This is a genomic window from Providencia sp. TYF-12 (genome assembly GCF_041344805.1).
GTDB classification, from domain to species: Bacteria; Pseudomonadota; Gammaproteobacteria; order Enterobacterales; family Enterobacteriaceae; genus Providencia; species Providencia huashanensis.
Genome location: NZ_CP166833.1, coordinates 3,815,248 through 3,834,963 on the forward strand (window position 1 = coordinate 3,815,248; position 19,716 = coordinate 3,834,963).

A 19,716-nucleotide genomic window follows, 5' to 3' on the forward strand; every position below is an offset into this window, starting at 1 on the left:
CTGAAAAACTATTCAACTTCGAGCTCTTTGATGCGTAAACTGTCGCCATTCTCAACCTTTAAATTAAAACTCTGACATTGCGGGCAGCCTGATTGGTGGCTTTCGACTTCCACCATTTTACTGCAATCCCAACACCAAGCCTGCGCAGGAGTATGGATAACATGAAGTTGACACCCCTCCGCCACCGTACCGCGGCAAGCAATATCAAAACAAAAACGAAAAGCCCCCTCTTCAATACAAGAGAGCGCTCCAATTTCTAACCAAACCCCTGAAACTCGTGTTACCGCATTTAGCTTGGCTTGCTGCTCAATAATGTCTACTGTGCTTTGGCACAGAGCAACCTCATGCATTATGCCCCCTTCAAATGACGAGCAAATAAAGCGCGACGTGCAGGTGATTGCGGAATATTTGGGTCGCTAACAGGCAATGACAGCAAAATCCGGCGACAATCATCCACAAGGTGAATACCTTGCTCAATGCTCAAGCCTTTATCTAATGGTGACATTAAAGAGCAAGCCAAATATTGCGTTAACCCCTCAAGTTCCCCTACGGTGTAAGTCATTTCACCGTAAGGCAGAATTAACCCTAATTTGTCCCCCACACTACGCCGCTGCCAATATTGTTCAGGGCCGGGCAAAATAACAGCGCTTAACATCCATGGAGTGATAACAACGCCTACCCATTGATGTTCAAACAAGACAAAATCACTGGCGTAAACCGGCATAGTCGGATGTAAAAAAGATAAATCATGCATCGATTGCTCTACAACACGCTGAAATGCGGCCTCAACAAGAGGCCGGGGATTGGCTTCATAGCCTTTAATATCATCAGACATGTAAACTCTCTTCTTTGGCAATCACCTCTAGGCCTTCGCTGCGCAGCACTTCAACCACTTTTCTCAACGCGGGCTCAAGGGCAGCTTGCCCCGTTAACGTTAAGCCAATATGCGGTTCAAGGGATTCAGGTACCACACCGACTAAGGTTAGACGTTGGGGGAATTCATCCGTTAAATGCAAAGCCGATAGCACATCTGATAGGCCAAGTTGATGAGGGGAAATTTTTCGGGTAAATAATGCGGGCACTTCGTCATCGCGTAGTACTAAAATTGAGCCAGCCTGCTGGCTCGATAACACCACATCCGCAATAATCAAATGGTCACGGTCGGCCATTGGGCCGATCAATTCCATACCAGCAGTACCACCATCTAGCACTTCTACACATTCGGGCAAGTGATAACGTTCTTCTAACGCTTCCACTATACGCACACCTATCCCTTCGTCACTCAATAAGATATTGCCAACACCCAAGACTAAAATACGCATTACAGCACCTTAACCTTAGTGACTTCACCACCTTCAGTGTCCACAATATGTACAGCACAAGACATACAAGGGTCAAAGGAGTGAATGGTCCTGACTACTTCTAAAGGTTTTGTTGGGTCAGCAACGGGTGTTCCCACAAGGGCTTGTTCGTACGGACCCGGTTTATCGTTAAAGTTACGTGGGCCTGAGTTCCATGTCGATGGCACAACGGCTTGGTAATTTTCAATTTTACCGTCTTTGATAACCACCCAGTGGGAAAGTAGCCCACGAGGTACTTCCCCAAAGCCAACCCCTTTGATGGTGGCATTTTCTGGGAAGTTCGGTTTAACAAAGGTGGTAAAGTCCCCTTTGCCGATGTTATCCACCAGCGCTTGCCACTGAATCGACAACGTTTCATTCAATACACAGCAACGCACGCTACGACCAATAATACGACCTAATGTGGAATGCAGTTGGTCGATGCTAATACTGTTACCTGACAGAGTTTGGTACAGGTTCACTACATCGTTAAAATGTTTTTCCGTTGGCTCATGTTTTGCTGCCAGTTTGCACAGTAAGTCTGCCAACGGTCCCACTTCAACAGTTTTATCGTAGAAAGTCGGTGCTTTTACCCATGAATATTTACCGTCATCATCCCAACCAGTGTAGTCAGGGTTAGTGGTTCCTTCCCATGGCGCTTGTGGTTCGTTTTCTTTGTACCATGCATGTTTGCTACTTTCTTTAATACCATTGATCAAATACTCATCTGTATGGCTGGTAATTGGGCGATAAGTACTAAAGTCACTATTTTCTAAGTAACCACCGGGCAATAAGAAGCTACCATTTTTACCATCCATTGGCATTTCAGGCATACACATATAATTTTGAGCACCTTGACCAACTTCTAACCACTCAGGATAACCCGCAGCAATAACAGCCGCATCGATTTTGTACACTTGCTCAATAAAATCCCCCAAACGATCGATAAAAGATTTCACATACATCAAGCGTTCAAGGTTAAGTACACCAACCCCATCAAGGTTGATTGGGTTTGCCACACCACCAACAGCAAGGTTTTGAATATGCGGTGTTTTCCCCCCTAACAATGCCACAATACGGTTTGCATCCCTTTGGCACTCAAGGGCTTGTAAATAGTGAGCCACCGCAATTAAGTTTACCTCTGGCGACAATTTCATCGCTGGGTGCCCCCAATAACCATTAGCAAAAATGCCTAATTGACCACTTGCGACTAATTTTTTAATTTTATCTTGCACGCGTGTAAATTCTGCGGCGCTATTGAGCGGCCAAGTTGAAATACCGCTTAAGATTTCAGCGGCTTTATTTGGGTCGGCATTTAATGCGGAGGTGATATCCACCCAATCTAATGCAGATAACTGATAAAAATGGACAATATGGTCTTGAATAGTATGCGCGGCTAAAATCATATTACGGATGTACTGCGCATTAACAGGTACATCAATATTCAAAGCGCTTTCAATCGTGCGGACAGATACAATACCATGGACAGTCGTACAAACCCCGCAAATACGCTGCATGATCATCCATGCATCACGAGGGTCTTTCCCTTTGACGATTTCCTCCATACCGCGCCACATAGTGCCTGAAGCCCAAGCCTTAGTGACCTTTCCATCTTCAATTTCACAATCAATGCGTAAGTGACCTTCGATACGAGTGACTGGATCTATTGTTATACGTTGGCTCATGCTTTACCTCGGGCCTGTGAATGGCTCATCGTTGTTTTTTTCAATGCTGGGATAACAGGTAGTAAGCGGACCAATAAGATATAAGCGCATACCTCAATTGCCACAAAACCTATTGAAATTAAAAGTTCTTCTGTTGTTGGGAAGTAGTCGTAACCGCCCCCCGGATTGAACGCGACAAGGGAGTAGCTCATCCGCCACATTGCCGCCCCGATTAACATGCTCAACCCACTGATATATAACCAACGCGAGTCATTTCTCAGCGATGGAATACGGAAAATAACCAGAGGGATCACCATTAACACGGTTTCTATCCAGAACATCATGGCGTAAAAATCGCCATTAAAAATGTGATGTAATTTTTCGCGGTAAATCAACTCACCAAATCGGCAGGCTAAGAACAATATCAAGAGCACTTGCAGAATTTGCGTTAATCGCACAAATAATGGTCGTTCGTCAGCCCCCTGCCCCTTTAAGGCAGCTTGCAGCAATGAACCTTCAAAAATAACAATCGAGAAACCCATAATGAACGCGGTCAACAGTGAGAGCAGCGGCAGCATTTCATAACTTTGCCAAATAGGATGAACTTTATATCCCGCAGAAATCATCAATGACCCCATTGAGGATTGGTGCATCATGGGTAACAAGGCTCCTAATGCAATAATGAAAAACATGACTTTATTCAAGCGTTTTAACGAGACCTTCCAACCAAAACGCTCACACAATGCTGGGGCAAACTCTAAGGCCATGACCCCGATATAAATCGTCATGCATACTGCCGTTTCAAACAGCACCGAATTGGTATTGAAGAAGCCGGGAATATAGAAATAAGGTAAGTTCCAGTAACGCCCCACATCGATAGTTATCGATAAACCACCAAGCGAATAACCGAACAAACTAGCGAGTAATGCAGGACGTACCAACGGATGATATTCTCCGCGATTAAATACGTACACTGCCCAAGCCAGTGCCCAACCGCCACAAGCAAACCCTGTACCAATCAGCAGATCAAAAGCAATCCAAATTCCCCATGGATAGCCGCCATTTAAGTCAGAAACGGAACCGAGTCCAAAAACCAGACGTTTTATAATCAGAATGACACAAATTAGAACCAACGGCCCAAAGACCATTATTGGCCAACTGACTAAACGCCCACCGAGCGGCTGTTCTTTATGATGCGTCGTCATTTGAGTCATCTCCTTCGTGTTTGTCATTCTTGGTATTGCGGTATACCAAGAAGCTCAGCCCTGCTAGTGCGGCTAATGGCAACACCATGCCTTTATAAAGGGTATGCTGCACATATTCAGAGCGAGCGCCGGTAGAAAGCTGGTCTAGTTCAGGTAACCCAAGATTCTGATAAGGCACCCCTGAAAGCACTATCACCTGCGTACCGCCACCTTCAAGCTCGCCATATATGTGCGACTCATATTTAGGTACTTTAATGACATTCGGGTCATTACTATGCAAAGTTTGGCGAGGGTAACCGTATTCATCCCCTGCTTTGAGTGTTAAACGTTTTTTTGCTTCTGCCAGCAGTTCTTCACGCGTACCGAAAATCACTGCTCCTGTAGGGCAAACCTCTACACACCCCGGTAACCCCCCTTTATCTAAGCGCTCTACACCTTTTTGGTTACATAGCTCACATTTATGAATTGCACCAAATTTGTCATCGTAAGCATATTTAGGAATATTGAATGGACATGCCACCATGCAATAACGGCAACCGGTACACACACTAGCGTCGTAATGGACAATGCCTGTTTTCGGATCTTTCTTTAATGCTTGAACAGGACAAACCGACACACAGTTAGGGTCAACGCAATGCATGCATTGTTTTTTGATGTAAGCGTAGCCGTCTTTTTCCTGATCTTTATTAACCCCAGTCCCGCTACTCCAGACCTGAATAATATTATTGGTATAAGGGGTCAGTTTGTCGTTATTTGACCACGTTTGCTCCCCAGCAGGGTTGCGCTCAGGGTGGTTAATATCTTGGCACTTAGTGACACAAGCCTGACAACCAATGCATAGCGTCGAGTCATACAGCATGCCAAGAGAATTCGGAATTGGCGGCCGGTTCTCTGCCCCAGCTAAACTAGGCGAGCTACCAGCTAATAGTGCTCCCCCAGCGGAGAGTTTAAGAAAATTTCGTCTATTCACGGTTATTCTCCCCGTGAGTCAGTATCTTGTTGGCGTTTTTGACGACCTAATTCACGCACAGCCATCACACTCACACCAGCCACTAGCCCTACAACGCCACCAATTAACCCCACTGCGGTTGATGATATTTGCCCACCTTCACGGTTATTCACATCAGGCTTGTCCGCACGCGGTGTTGGGTTTTCAACACTCGCAAGCTGGTGGATAGCTTTATGAAAACCCACATTTTCCTCATTACAACCATAGCAAGGATGACCAATTGCCACTGGCCACACGCCACCGACATCACAAAATTGTAATGTGGAGCAATTACCGTAAGTTTCGGGCCCTTTACAACCTAAATGGTATAAACACCAACCTTCACGGTGACCATCATCCCCGAACTCTTTTGCGAAGCGTCCCGCATCAAAGTGAGGACGACGTTCACAGTGTTCATGAATTAATCGACCGTACGCGAACATTGGGCGATTTTTACTGTCTAGTTTTGGAGGTCTGTTAAAGGTAATTAAATGAGCAACTGTCGCAAGGAAGTTATGTGGGTTTGGTGGGCAACCAGGGATATTAATAACCGTTTTATCTTTAATTACTTGGTTGAGGCCAACTGCACCTGTTGGGTTATCCCCAGCAGCCGCAACACCGCCCCATGATGCACAAGAACCAATAGCAATTACCGCCGCCGCATGTTCAGCCACTTCACGGATATGCTCAACAATCGGTTTTCCTGCAACCATGCAGTAAATACCACCATCTTTCAATGGGATAGAACCATCAACGACTAATACATACTTGCCTTTATACTTCTCTATCGCAGCATGCTTGTTCTGTTCGACCTGTTCTCCAAAAGCGGCGGACAATACCTCATGGTATTCCAGTGAAATCGTATCAAGAATTAAGTTTTCCAAGGTGGGGTGAGTAGAACACAGCAAAGACTCTGTGCAGCCCGTACACTCTTGAGCCCCAATCCAAATAACGGGGGGACGTGATGGGTCACTAATAGATTCAGCAATTTGAGCGGCCGCATTCGCGCTTAGCCCCATTGTTGCTGCCAATGCTGTACATAACTTCATAAAATCACGGCGGTTTATACCATGAGAAGAAATAATAGAGTTATCTCCTATCATTCTTTTTTCCTATTATTATGGGTGGCTTAGAACCTATTCATTAGGCAAATTTTGTTTATTATCTTGAGGTTATAAATACCACCACGCCTATGCCCTAATGTGCATACGCCTTTGGCTAGTATTGTTACCGTAAGATTGAAAATAAAACCATGCCTAATGAAATAAGTTCTTATTTAAGTAACCTGATGCATAAATATAAAACAAGATCCTATTCCTACTTGCTTTTTATCGCTTGATCTTTATCAAGAGGTAATAAGAAAATTTATCTTTTTTATATATTTGTTAGAAAAATCGATTCAGTTCGTGAGGATTAAAAAATATAACCATAGAAACAAATAGTCTGTTTAATTCAATATTGCGCTACATATCACATTAATTTAAATATAAAATTTATTTATTTTCATAAGGATAATGAAAACCATTATTTTAAATTAAATTAATTAACCGAAATTTGCGTATTAATAAAAAGCCTATTTTTAATACAGAGAAATAAAGTAAATAAGAATCAATATCAAAAAATAATAAAGATAATAATAGAATATGGGTGTATAAGAAGATATTACCATCCACTTATATAATTTCATTATCATCGTATCTATATTCAATTAAACTTTTAATCTTGCTGCTGCAATAGCTACTTGCCCTAATGATAACCCCCCATCCCCCATGGGTAATTGTTTAGCATACAGTACATCAAATTCGTTCAAATTACTGACCAGCAACCGCCTTAATAACTGATTATGAATAACCCCTCCAGACAGCACTATCCGGTGAATACCATATTGGTGAGCTGACTTTCTAGCAAGTTCGGCAAAACCTTGTGCTAGAGCAACATGAAATGCATGGGCACGCTGCACTTTAGGGGCTTGATAAGCAACCCATTGTTGCCAAAACGTTTTTAAATCCAATTGCTGGCCAATTAAAGGCATACTGACTGGGTGCGTCATAACATCACATTGCGAAGCTAATGCTTCGAGCTGACACGCAGCTTCCCCTTCCCAACTGGTCGCCGCCGTACAAATCCCTAACGCAGCGGCAACTGCATCAAACAACCGACCTACCGATGAAGCTACGGGGCTGTTAACTCCTCGTTGAATCGCTTTTTGCAAACCCTGCCAAGGAAATTCCTTTAACTGCAATGCCATTTCCTGTTGCTGCCACTGTGGAACAAACTGTAACCAATGGGCCAATAAATTGCGCCAAGGCTGCCGCGATGCTAATTCACCTCCGGGTAGCGCTACTGGCGGTAGCCCCCCTAAATGCTGGCTAGTGTTGTAATCGACTAATAAACATTCCCCTCCCCATAGTCGATTATCATCGCCATAACCTAAGCCATCTAGGGCTAAGCCAATCACTTTACTACCATCTAACGGCAAGCCATGTTCTACCATTACAGCAGCGATATGAGCATGGTGATGCTGTACCTTAATGAAGGGAATTTGTCGTTGTTGCGCCAATGTTTCTCCGTAACGGTAACTCACATAGTTTGGGTGCATATCCCCCACAATGACACTCGGTATAAAGCGATAAATTGACTCAAATAAAGTAATCGTATCTTGATATTGTTGGCAAATATCCATGTCATCAAGATCGCCAAAATGCTGGCTCATCACTGCACTATTGCCCCGCAACAAGCAAAAAGTATTTTTTAGATCCGCACCTAAACCGAGTATTGAGGGCGCATTTTCAAACCCTTTAGGTAAGGCCAATGCATCAGGGACATAACCCCTTGCACGCCTTAACATTTCAGCCTGCCCATCGTGGTAACGGACTAAGGAGTCATCAGCTCGCTGCACAATGTCTCGGTTATGTGTCAACCAAAAGTCAGCGACATTCGCTAAATCAGTAAATGCATCTGCCTCAGTTAATACGGGGGGTTTTCCAGAGGCATTACCAGAAGTCATAATTAATGGCCGTTTCACTTTTGCCATCAATAGGTGCTGTAAAGGGTTGGAAGGTAACATCACACCTAACTCTGTCAGTTCAGGAGCAACCGCTGCACTCAGTGAGTTATTCGCCCATTTATGAATTAAGACAATAGGTGCCGCAGGACTTTTTAATAATGCCTTTAACCCATTGTTAACCTTTATATTTTCATCCTCTAGCCAACCTATGGACGGGACCATCACTGCAAACGGTTTTGTAGGCCGCCGCTTACGTCGGCGTAATTGTTTCACCGCGTCATCGTTCGTCGCATCACAAGCTAGATGAAAGCCGCCTAACCCCTTTATTGCAATAATTTTGCCAAGCAATATTTGCTCCGTTGCCAATAACAGAGCATCCTCTTTTTGCGCTAAAGTTTGCCCTAAACCATCGCAAAGCTTAATTTCTGGACCACACTGCGCACAAGCATTGGGTTGAGCATGAAAGCGCCTATCGGCTGGTGATTGATATTCAGATAAACAATGTGCGCATAATGGGAAGTTAGCCATTGCCGTGTTTGGTCGGTCGTACGGCATATGGCGGATAATGGTAAACCTTGGACCACAATGGGTGCAGTTAGTAAATGGGTAATGAAAACGCCTATTTGAGGGAGTAAAAAGTTCTTGCAAGCACGCATCACAAGTTGCCGCATCGGGGATCACTTGTGTATCCATTCGACCTTCGCCACTACGGCGAATAGTAAAGCTCTCAGGTAATATCTGCCATTGAAATGAACTTGATTGTACGCTTTCAATGTGTGCTAAAGGCGGGCAGTGTTGATGTAGTAATTGTATGAACTCGCTTAAATTAGTGCCTGCACATAAACGAACTAGCACCCCTTCACCATCATTACAAACGTCACCATAAAGATGGCATTGATGAGCAAGTTGCCAAATATATGGCCGAAACCCTACCCCCTGAACCTTACCTTTTATACGAAGCTGTATTCCGTTTTCCACTTACACACCCTCTTTATTACTAAGGGTATATTTTCACGCTAATAGTTAAAGAAAACTTCACTTAAGATCAAAAAAGTATAGAAAAATATTAACAATACACGCTCAATAGAAATAGCCACAAAACAACTTTTGTGGCTATTTTAGCTAAAAAATGAGTTTACTTATTTAATCGCTGATAAAACCATCTTCCATACGGTTGAAGTTATAGAAAAACTCGGATGGGTCGACAACAGCAGGATCACTGTATTTTCTCGCTTCATCCCACCATAATTGCTGTAACTCTTTCAATTTTTCTGGGTACTTTTTCGCTAAGTCGGTTGATTCAGAAAAATCTTCAGCTGTATTAAACAACTGCCATTGGTCATCATCGTAGCTAGTGTTATAGCGGTGTAATGCAACTGCACGCCAGTCACCTTGGGTGATCGCTCTTTGACTACGTAATTGGAAATACTGAACATCACGTGTTTTTGCATCAGCAGAATTCAATGTAGCTAAGAATGATTTTCCAGCAACAGGAACTTGTTTAACGCCATCAATTTCAGTGGCAAACGAGGTTCCAGCAGCGTCTAAAATAGTAGGCGCAATGTCAATCACACTGACATATTGGGAACGAATACTATTTGGTTCTTGGATCTGACTTGGCCATGAAACAATCAGAGGTGTGCGAACCCCTCCTAAATAAGGCCACAATTTATAACGCTTAAATGGCGTGGCACCCGCATATGCCCATGGGCGTTGATACAACATATCCGTTTTTGGTCCACCCGCATCGTTAAGGTTATCATACATTTCCTTAACCGTGGTTTTATCCATATATGCTGTTCTAAAACCGCCATTAACTCCGCCTTCTGGTGCGGCTCCATTGTCAGATAATAGAATAATTAGCGTATCATCGTATTGACCTGTTTCTTTTAAGTGATCCACTAAACGGCCAATTTGTTCATCCGTATGCGTCATGAAACCTGCATAGGTTTCCATAAACCTCGCATAGACTTTTTTCTGCTCAGCATTTAATGAATCCCATGCGGCATCCCCTTTTTCCCTTGACGGCAAAATTGTATTTGCCGGGATAACACCGAGTTTTTTCTGTTTCTCAAAACGGTCTAAACGTAGCTTATCCCACCCTTGATCATACTTGCCATTGTAGTCTTGGATATATGATTTTGGTACATGATAAGGTGAGTGAGCGGCTCCTAAAGCCAAATAAATAAACTTCGGCTGCTCTGATTTTTGGTCAATACGTTGAATCGCATGATCAACTAAATCAACCGACAAATGATATTCAGGGTTATTAGGTGGTGTAATCTTTTGATTATTTTCAACTAGTGCTGGTTTATACTGATTTGTATGGCCACTTAAAAAACCATAAAAATAATCAAATCCCCGCTGCCTTGGCCAAAAACTTTGACTACGCGCTAAATCATCTTTATAGTTTGGTGCTAAATGCCACTTGCCTAGCGCATAGGTATCGTAACCCGCAGACTTCAGCGCTTGTGCAATGTTTTGTGCATTTTCAGGAATTTCCCCACTGGTGGCAGGTCCTGAACCTTTAGGTGTTTCTTTCGATGGTGCATTGACGTTATCAGGCGGTAAATCTTCCATATTAACGGTTTGGTTATTACGCCCAGTCACAATAGCTGCTCGTGTTGGAGCACTGATAGCACTGGTATCAAAACGGTTGTAACGAACCCCAGATTCAGCTAATGCATCAATATTTGGCGTTTTAATCTCTGAACCAAATGCCCCAAAATCAGCAAACCCAACATCATCAAGCACAATTAGAATCACGTTCGGCTGCTTTTTAGCCGCCACAACGTTATCCGTAGCAGCGCTGGCAGTAACTGATGTTGACAGTAGCAATGCACCACCAAATGCAGCACTCACACACTGACTAAGTATTTTGTGCTTATGTGGTAGCCGCGAAAGAAACTGTTTCTTAATTTTTCTTTTTTCTTTGTTAAACATAAAGCCTCGCTTATAAGACATTCGCTAACGAAAAGTGCTAACTTATATTTTTAATGAAAGGTATAAAAACAAAAAAACCTGAGACCTATAACTGCAACGCTATAAGTCTCAGGTTTTTGCCTAGTCAAGCTAGTAACACACCCAAAGTATATCTATCTAATCAAAATAAATTAAATTCACAATCTATAATTTAGGTTTTTGTGAACAACATCAAGGTCTCATATAACCAAATTATTTAAATAAGAATAGTTGTGATTAGTGTCAAATAAAACCTACTATTTACCTAGAAACGAATATAAAAAAATGAAAATAATTAAATATAAAAAATAAATTCATGTAGTTACAATTAAATTACTGCAGATTTAACATAGCAGATATATTTATAAAAACAGGTATCAGATCACAGTTCTCATAAATTAATATTGTAAAAAAAATCAACCCGTTTTAAATATATAGCGAATGGTGTGTTACTAGCTTGACTAGGCAAGAACCTGAATTTTTATGCGTCTTTAAAACGTATAAAAATTCAGGTTTTTTTTTACCTAAAATTTCTGCTCAGTAACTCAATGTCAATTAATCTATAAAAATAAAATTAACAATAAAAATTAAATACTAATAAATAAAGGTTGGTATATGAAAATAAGTCGACTACTAAAAGGCTCACTACTCATCCCTATATTATTTTCCTCAGTATTAAAAGCCCAGGAATATAAGCTGGCTGATACCCTAAATGAACCATTAATAAAAGATAGCAAACTAGAGTTATTCCTTCGGAATAGACTAAAATATCTGAATGAAAACGAAGTTGGTCCAACGTATATTCATACAGCTTGGGCTCAAACCATCGGGCTAAATTATGAATCAGGCTTATGGAAGGAAACTCTGGGTTTCGATATTTCTTACACTACTGTGACTAAATTAGGAGCCAGTGATTATTTTGCTAGCCGCGACCTATTATGGAATGATGGCCCTGGATTTAAATCATCAAATGCCAAAGGTTTCACAAAATTTAATAAGCGCAATATCAAGTTGCATTTAGGTGATGAACAAGGGATAAATTATAAAGCAAGATATGGCTGGCAACCCGCACATATGTATACGGTATTAAAAAGCCCTTATGAATCGGCACAAAATAGCTATTTAGGTTATACGGGCACGCTTACTTACCATGATTTCTCAATCGATACATTGTACGTTGATAGTGTTATGGAACGTTTTTCTCCTAACAAAGAAAATCTTCGTAGCAGAAATAATGAATCTGTTGAGTATATTGCAGCAGGTGGCCTCAACTATAAAACTAAAGCACTGAAAGCGACCTATAATTACGGATATGCTAAAGACTATATCGATCGCCATTTTATTGATTTTAACTATATGCCATATTCCGACATTACTCTTGGTTTTCGAGCCGTTGGTAATGTCCCTCAGGAAATGTATAAAAATATGCCGGCATCACGACAAGCTGCAAATGGCAGCTCGTGGGTATATGAAGGAACCGTCAAATGGCAATATGACAGCCTAGGCATGAAAGTTGGTGTTGGATACACCGATGCGGCTAAAAATAATGGTTCGCTTGGTTATTTTGACAGGCATCCAGTTAAAAACGCTCGTTGGCGTTTAGACCCTATGTCTTCAGCCGCTTATCATTACCAGCGAGATGGTGAACTCGCCCTCACTGGCCTCATTGACTATAAATATGCTGAAGATTTTTATTCTGCAATACAATTAAATTACGGCCAGTTTGATTTTAAAAATAACAAAATTAAAACTGGTGAGCTTAATCTTATTAATGCATGGCAACCGAATGATCCGAGTTTAAAAAACTTTACGGTATTTACTAAATTAACTAAAGCTTGGCTATACCAAGCTGAAGGAAATAGAGTTCAACCTGTTTTTGATGATAACGGGCACTATATTCGTAGAAATGCTATCGCCGTAGATATTATTTTTGACTATAAATTTAATATATTTTAGTACTGCTGAACACACATAGAGGTAAAAATGAAAAAAACAATTTTAGCTATTAGCCTATTATCTTTATTTGGACTTCAAGCCCAAGCTAGTAACGATAAAATGCGTATTCTATTAGTTAATGACGACGGATGTGAAGCATTTGGTCTCACTGAATTAAAATCGCAATTAGATGCAAAAGGTTATGATGTTTGGCTAGTTGGCCCTTCGACCAACCAAAGCGGAATTGGTACCGCAATTACATTTAAAGCAGGCAAAGAGTTCGATATAAAAAAAATAAATGAGCGCACTTATTGTTTCCCTGGTACACCTGCTGATTCACTGGATTTTGGTTTACAGGCGTTATTACGAGAAACACCGCCTGACTTAGTTATTTCAGGGGTTAATGACGGGCCAAACACGGGAACATCACAATTAAATTCAGGAACGGTATCAGCTGCATCGCGTGCCGTACGCTTAGGCTACCCAGCCATTGCGGCTAGTATTGGCTACATCATGACTGAAGAAGAAATGAAATCAGGTTGGCCTAGCACTCAGAAGTATTGGCCTGATTCAGTCACTTATGTTGTTGAGCTAGTTGATGATTTAAATAAAAAATGGATACCTGGTGAGACAGTGCTACCCATTAGATCTGGGTTGAGTATTAATTACCCCGCATTACCTAAAGATAAAATTAAAGGCGTAAAATTTGTTGAAAACGAGTATGCGGTTTCACCACAAATTTTATATGAAATAACTGCTGAAGGAAAAGCTAAACAAGTTATTAACCCTGAAGCATTAAAAATGAGAAATGATAATTCTGATACTGGATACCTTGATAAAGGCTATATTACCTATACTGTATTCGATGGTGATTGGAATGCACCTGAAGAAAAAGTGAAAGAATATAAAAATATTCTCAACAAAAAATAATCTTATCATTTTAATAAGTAGAGGCGTAAGGCATGAGTAATGCAAACCCAAATTTCCAATTAATGGCTAAACCTTCTGGTTCAGTGTGCAATATTGATTGTACTTATTGCTTCTATTTAGAAAAATCAAAACTTTATCCTAATAGAAAAAACCAATGGCGAATGAATGATGAGGTTCTAGATCAATACATTCGCACTAATATTGAGCAACAACCTACTGATGTAATTGATTTTATTTGGCAAGGTGGCGAGCCGACTTTACTTGGACTAGGGTTCTACAAAAAAGCTGTTGCACTTCAGCAAAAATATGCAGGTAAGAAAAGGATCAATAATTCATTTCAAACAAATGCTTTAAACCTTGATGATGACTGGTGCCAATTCTTTAAACAGCATAATTTCTTATTAGGGGTTTCCATCGATGGCGATCAATCTTGTAACGATCAATACCGACTAACACGATCAGCAAAAAGCACGTTTGATCGCTTAATTGCCAGTATCGAGAGACTCAATAAATACCGGGTGGACTTTAATACGCTAACCGTTGTAAATAACTATAACGTAAAAAAGCCGATTGAAATTTATGAGTTTTTAAAGAGTATTGGCAGCTATTACATGCAGTTTATCCCAGTAGTTGAACGGCAGGCACAACAAACAACGACGGAAGGGCTATCACTCATTTCCCCTGAATTTACAGGAAATGCGGAAGTGACAGACTGGTCAGTCAACGCCGCAGAATATGGCCATTTTTTAAATACCCTGTTTGACCACTGGCAAAAAAATGACATTGGTAAAGTCTTTGTCATGAATTTTGAACAGACTATGAGCCAAAGCCTTGGATTCCCAAGCAGCTGTGTCACGAGTGAAACTTGCGGAGCAAATTTAATTGTCGAGGCCAATGGCGATATTTATTCTTGTGATCACTTTGTTTATCCTGAAAATAAAATTGGCAACTTGATGGTCGATAGCATTCCTCATATGTTGGGATCAGAAAATCATCAACGTTTTTCATCGCTAAAAAAAGAGAAGATCAGCCAAGACTGTTTAACCTGTAAGTTTAAGCCACTATGCCATGGCGGTTGCCCAAAGCATCGTTTTTTAATTGACTCGAAAGGGCTTCCTCGAAAAAACTATTTTTGTGATGCCTATAAAATTCACCTATCGCATTCGTTAGGGAAAATGAAAGGGATACTAAAAGAAATTCATGGAAATTAAGAAATAATAAATTAGAGTAAAATTAAAAACCGAGTGGCAACGCTAAACTCGGTTTTTAATGAAAAAGAAACCTTATAGGGCATATTTTTCTATCGCCCTTGCAACCCCATCAGTATCATTACAGCTTGTCACACCAGTAGCCCGTGACTTTAATTCATCGGTTGCATTTTCCATCGCAATACAAGTTCCAGCCACATCAAACATAGGCAGATCATTATTTTGATCACCAATGCACATAATTTCATACTTATGTAAATCCAATTGTTGTGCCAGTGCTTGTATTGCCAAGCCCTTATTCGCATTTTTATTTAACACTTCTAAAAAATACGGGGTACTTCTGACTAAAGTGTACTGTTGAAAATAAGAAGATGGTATTTTTTTGATAATACTCGATAAATAGTTCTCTTCAGAAGAAATCATCAATTTAGTAAATAAGATATTAGTAGGCATTTCATTCATTGGAACATAATGGATTAACGTATTCGAAAGATAAGCTTCATGTGTCGTATAAAAACCAATAATCTTATTTGCAGTGAAGATTTTATTATCTCCAAGAGCATGTAATGAAAGATCTAACTCTTCAGTTTGAGCATAAATTTTTTTATAATCATCAATATCTAATAAAAAATCGATAAGGTGGTTACCGTTAGAAGCATCGTGAATAACACTACCATTGTTACTAATACAGTAGTTACCAGGCTTATCTAAAGCTAACTGTTGTAAATAAGGTTGTATTCCTGAGTAAGGCCTGCCTGATGCAAGGATAATATGTATATTATTTCTTTGAGCTTGTTGAAGAACATTTTGAACATTATCACTAATTTGATGATGAGTATTTAATAACGTGCCATCAAGATCGATAGCAATGAGCTTTATCGCCATACAATTTTCCTTTTTTATTCCCATTTTTAATGGCAATAAAAGTTTTGCCAAGGGATAATTCCAATTAGGTTAATGCCTAGTTTTTCTAGTGACACACCCATGCTAAATAATAGTTAAAATTCAGCCCTAAACTGCATTTAAAAGTCTTTCTATATGTAATGCTAAATAAATAATTTCCTCACGAGAAACTGGAAGGTTATATTCAGATTGTATCAATTCCGCTATTTTTTTTGCACATACAAAATTTTTCATTAATTCTTTCTCTACCAACTCTTCAAGAATAGAATTAAATTGACTACTTTTGTCATGATTTGCCTGACAGCGGATCAATAAATATTTTAAATGATTAATAAATCTAGAGAAAATATCCGACTCAGTATTGACTTGGATATGAAATGAGTAATTTATAATATTAACAATTTTATAAACTATCTGTGTAAACCTGAGTGTATCTCCAACACTTTTGTTATTTAATTTTGCATTAACAAAATGAAGTGCAATAAGAGATGCTTCACTTGCTGGTAAACTTACATCAAATTTTTCATTAATATAATCAACTGCAACCTTTCCTGCAATAAATTCAAGATGATATAAATAAGGCACTTCATACAGAGAAACATTCATTTCCCGACTTTTGCTTCTCTCAATGGCAAAAGTTATATGTTCAGAGAGTGTAATAACTAAGCTATCACTTAAATCCGCATTTAAAATGGGCTTACATTTATTGATAACTTCAATAGTCAATTTGATAATATCAATAGGAATATTATCAAGAAAATTATGGATATCATGGTCTTGAGGCTTGATAAAAAGCTCATCGCTTTCATTACAATGGTAGTTTTGACCTGCTTTAGAGTTAAAGCCTATGCCTTTACCAATAATAACAACCTCTTGTTGGGCTTCGTTGTCTACAAGTATCACATTATTATTTATAACTTTTTTTATTAGGTACATATAGGCGACTTCCATTATTATACGTTATAAACGAAAAAAAACCTGAAATGACATGAAGTAATACTTCAGCATTTTCAGGTTTTTGCCTAGTCTAGCTAGTAACACACCAATTGATATAGATATATCTTTTCTACAAAAAAGGCAAGATTTATGCCTATTTTTTGTGATCAATACCGAAGTAAGCAATCGGTTCTTCTTGCTCTCAAGAACGGCGATTATTTTAATAGCACTTCATTTTTGAATAAAATAAAAACTAAATAATTTTTTATTTCTTGAATCAAAATGATAACGCAAACTTAAGACAAATGTATATCTCTGTCGTACAGATCACAAATCCATTATTCTCACATTGTCTTTCAGGTATAAAAATTCTATAAAGTAATGGTAGGTCTGTAACTAGTTCGACTAGGCAATAACCTGAAATGTATTGAATTTTATTATTCAATAGTTTCAGGTTTTTTTATGTCTACATTTTGAGTTACAGACTCTGGAATCGTGAATAATAATGCTTTTATATGTAAAAACGTATTATTATTCATCAATGATTTTAGCATTACTCATTGGGTTATTTATAAAATAAAACAAAATAAGTCAGGCATAAACTTCGGCTTGAAATATAACAGGTGTGTAACTGGCAAGACTAGGCATTAACCTGAACAACACTTCCAAAATTAAATTGGAGGCCGTTGTTCAGGTTTTTTTATAGGTATACTTATGGAAAGTAGACAAGTCGCAGAACAAATTATCACTCTTATCGGTGGGAAAAATAATATCAGTCAACATTGGCATTGTATTACACGCTTGCGTTTCAATCTTCATAACAATGAATTAGTTAATGTAGATAAACTCCGTGACATCCCATGGGTACTAGGTGTTAATTTCCTAGGTAATCAGTTACAAGTTATCTTAGGCAGCCACGTTACACATGTTTTCACTGAGCTACATAAAATAGTTGAACCTCATGGCTCAGCAATAACCAATGAGGCGTCACCACCAGAAATATCAGAGACTAAACAAAATATTGTTAATACATTTTTTGATTTTCTGTCGGGTATTTTTACCCCAATATTACCGGCTATCATTGGAACGGGGTTACTCAAAGGGTTGCTAGCTCTATTTGATATGTCCGGCCTTATTCCAAATGGGAGCTCAGAGTACCGAATCCTTTACACCATTTCAGACTCGGCCTTCTATTTTTTACCTATTTTGCTGGCTTTTTCCGTTGCTCGGAAATTTAAAACCAATGAATATATTGCCGTAACCCTAGCCTTCATTCTGGTTTACCCTATATTCCAAGGTGAACCTGCGCTGTCTTTCTTTGGTATTACTATTCCTAACATTACTTATAACTTTACTGTTATTCCAATTATTCTTGGGGTTTGGTTATTAAGCTATATCAATCGATGGGTTGAAAAAATCATCCCCGCGAGTATTAAAATTATTTTTGTGCCGCTATTGGTGCTGATAATCTCTTCAATTATCACCCTTTCACTACTCGCACCGTTAGGCTATTACGTTGGTGAATATTTACAGCAAACATTCTCAGCTTTATTTAATATCGCAGGCCCTGTCGCAGGCTTTATTATGGGGGGCTGTTTATCATTATTAGTGATAACTGGTATGCACTATGCCTTTTTCCCGGCCACATTTTCCAATTTTAAAACATTAGGTTACGACTTTGTTTTATTACCTATTAGCCTATCCAGTAACCTAGCCCAAGCAGGGGCAACACTGGCTGTCGCTATCAAAAGTAAAAACACAAAATTGAAATCTATTGCGTATTCCTCTTCCCTTTCAGCCATTTTTGGTATCACTGAACCTGCAATTTATGGTGTCACCATGTGCTTGAAGAAATCTTTTTACGCGGCATTAATTGGTGGCGCAGTAGGGGGCGGAATCATAGGCTCATTCGCCGTAAAAGCCTTTGCGTTTAGTATTCCGGGGATCACTGCCTTGCCAACCTATGTTGAAGCAGGCACGAATAACTTCATGTTTATCTGCCTTGCGGTGATATCTAGCTTTACTTTGGCCTTTATTATCACCCTATTTCTAAAACTAGATGAGTCAGGACTTGAGCCGAGTAAAGATAGTTTGCCAACTTGCCGCGACAACACGCCACCTCATCAAGAAATACCAGAAAAAACACAATCAAAAGAAACAAACCATAATAAACAACCACCACATTTATGTTTATTCGCGCCAATTTCCGGGGAAACTTTACCGCTTGAACAAGTTCCCGATACCGTTTTTGCCAATAAAATCATTGGTGATGGCGTTGCCATCATCCCTTCAGATAACAAAGTTTATGCACCTATCGATGGCACCATTTCAATGGTCACGCCAAGTAAACACGCCATCGGAATTACAACCCCAGATGGGTTAGACATCCTTATTCATGTAGGCATTGATACTGTTTCATTAAATGGTGAAGGATTCACCCTCCATGTTAATGAAAAGGATAGCGTTAAATCCGGTGACCTACTCATCGAGTTCGATATTGAAAATATAACTAAACATTCATTATCAACAATCACCCCAGTTTTGATAACCAACTTTGACGAATTCAGTGAATTACAAGTGATAAATCAACCATATGTCACGAGTAATAAAACCACACTGCTCACCGTTAATTGATTTAG

At 39.7% G+C, this 19,716-nt stretch carries 15 protein-coding genes; 4 read left to right on the forward strand and 11 right to left on the reverse strand.

Features of this window, described 5'->3' with window-relative positions; genetic code table 11:
* Positions 1-8 precede the first annotated feature (8 nt).
* From hypA to ABE954_RS17830, 9 genes are all read right to left on the reverse strand, one after another.
* Entirely contained in the window at positions 9-350 is a 342-nt protein-coding gene (gene hypA / locus ABE954_RS17790) for a hydrogenase maturation nickel metallochaperone HypA (RefSeq protein WP_042846119.1), read from the reverse strand.
* The gene (gene hybE / locus ABE954_RS17795) at positions 350-835 is read right to left on the reverse strand and encodes a hydrogenase-2 assembly chaperone (protein ID WP_048606210.1); all 486 of its coding nucleotides are present in this window, start codon (positions 833-835) and stop codon (positions 350-352) included. Before hybE ends, hypA begins: the two co-directional genes overlap by 1 nt.
* Positions 828-1,322 carry a HyaD/HybD family hydrogenase maturation endopeptidase gene (locus tag ABE954_RS17800; protein ID WP_042846121.1) on the reverse strand — a complete coding sequence of 165 codons (495 nt, stop codon included), beginning with the start codon at positions 1,320-1,322 and terminating at the stop codon, positions 828-830. Before ABE954_RS17800 ends, hybE begins: the two co-directional genes overlap by 8 nt.
* Positions 1,322-3,025, reverse strand: coding sequence for a hydrogenase 2 large subunit (gene hybC / locus ABE954_RS17805; RefSeq protein ID WP_371025641.1), 1,704 nt, complete (start codon positions 3,023-3,025; stop codon positions 1,322-1,324). Before hybC ends, ABE954_RS17800 begins: the two co-directional genes overlap by 1 nt.
* Complete coding sequence (gene hybB / locus ABE954_RS17810; protein ID WP_042846124.1) at positions 3,022-4,209, reverse strand: Ni/Fe-hydrogenase cytochrome b subunit; 1,188 nt, start codon at positions 4,207-4,209, stop codon at positions 3,022-3,024. The genes hybC and hybB overlap by 4 nt, the downstream gene beginning before the upstream one ends.
* A complete protein-coding gene (gene hybA, locus ABE954_RS17815; RefSeq protein ID WP_206226755.1) occupies positions 4,193-5,179 on the reverse strand; it encodes a hydrogenase 2 operon protein HybA in 987 nt (328 codons plus the stop codon). The genes hybB and hybA overlap by 17 nt, the downstream gene beginning before the upstream one ends.
* A 2-nt stretch (positions 5,180-5,181) precedes the next feature.
* Positions 5,182-6,300 (reverse strand): hydrogenase 2 small subunit, encoded by a 1,119-nt coding sequence (gene hybO, locus ABE954_RS17820; protein WP_042846126.1) that lies wholly within the window; start codon positions 6,298-6,300, stop codon positions 5,182-5,184.
* A gap of 605 nt (positions 6,301-6,905) precedes the next feature.
* Positions 6,906-9,182, reverse strand: coding sequence for a carbamoyltransferase HypF (gene hypF / locus ABE954_RS17825; RefSeq protein WP_230233182.1), 2,277 nt, complete (start codon positions 9,180-9,182; stop codon positions 6,906-6,908).
* Positions 9,183-9,347: 165 nt separating this feature from the next.
* The gene (locus ABE954_RS17830) at positions 9,348-11,147 is read right to left on the reverse strand and encodes an arylsulfatase (RefSeq protein ID WP_113767319.1); all 1,800 of its coding nucleotides are present in this window, start codon (positions 11,145-11,147) and stop codon (positions 9,348-9,350) included.
* A 633-nt stretch (positions 11,148-11,780) separates the two neighbouring features.
* Between ABE954_RS17830 and ABE954_RS17835 the strand changes: the two genes are divergently transcribed.
* The 3 genes from ABE954_RS17835 to ABE954_RS17845 are packed head-to-tail and all read left to right on the forward strand — an operon-like array spanning position 11,781 to position 15,241.
* The gene (locus tag ABE954_RS17835) at positions 11,781-13,121 is read left to right on the forward strand and encodes a hypothetical protein (protein ID WP_042846131.1); all 1,341 of its coding nucleotides are present in this window, start codon (positions 11,781-11,783) and stop codon (positions 13,119-13,121) included.
* A gap of 27 nt (positions 13,122-13,148) precedes the next feature.
* Positions 13,149-14,030, forward strand: coding sequence for a 5'/3'-nucleotidase SurE (gene surE, locus ABE954_RS17840; protein WP_042846133.1), 882 nt, complete (start codon positions 13,149-13,151; stop codon positions 14,028-14,030).
* Between the two features lie 32 nt (positions 14,031-14,062).
* Positions 14,063-15,241 carry an anaerobic sulfatase maturase gene (locus ABE954_RS17845; RefSeq protein WP_042846134.1) on the forward strand — a complete coding sequence of 393 codons (1,179 nt, stop codon included), beginning with the start codon at positions 14,063-14,065 and terminating at the stop codon, positions 15,239-15,241.
* 72 nt (positions 15,242-15,313) lie between these two features.
* Here the strand turns inward: ABE954_RS17845 and yidA are convergent, their stop codons facing one another.
* Positions 15,314-16,174: a sugar-phosphatase gene (gene yidA, locus ABE954_RS17850; protein ID WP_225833052.1), complete on the reverse strand. Its 861-nt coding sequence runs from the start codon at positions 16,172-16,174 to the stop codon at positions 15,314-15,316.
* 75 nt (positions 16,175-16,249) lie between these two features.
* Entirely contained in the window at positions 16,250-17,077 is an 828-nt protein-coding gene (locus tag ABE954_RS17855; protein WP_166686919.1) for a PRD domain-containing protein, read from the reverse strand.
* Between the two features lie 714 nt (positions 17,078-17,791).
* Here ABE954_RS17855 and ABE954_RS17860 point away from each other — a divergent pair.
* Positions 17,792-19,711 (forward strand): beta-glucoside-specific PTS transporter subunit IIABC, encoded by a 1,920-nt coding sequence (locus ABE954_RS17860; protein WP_371025642.1) that lies wholly within the window; start codon positions 17,792-17,794, stop codon positions 19,709-19,711.
* Positions 19,712-19,716 lie beyond the last annotated feature (5 nt).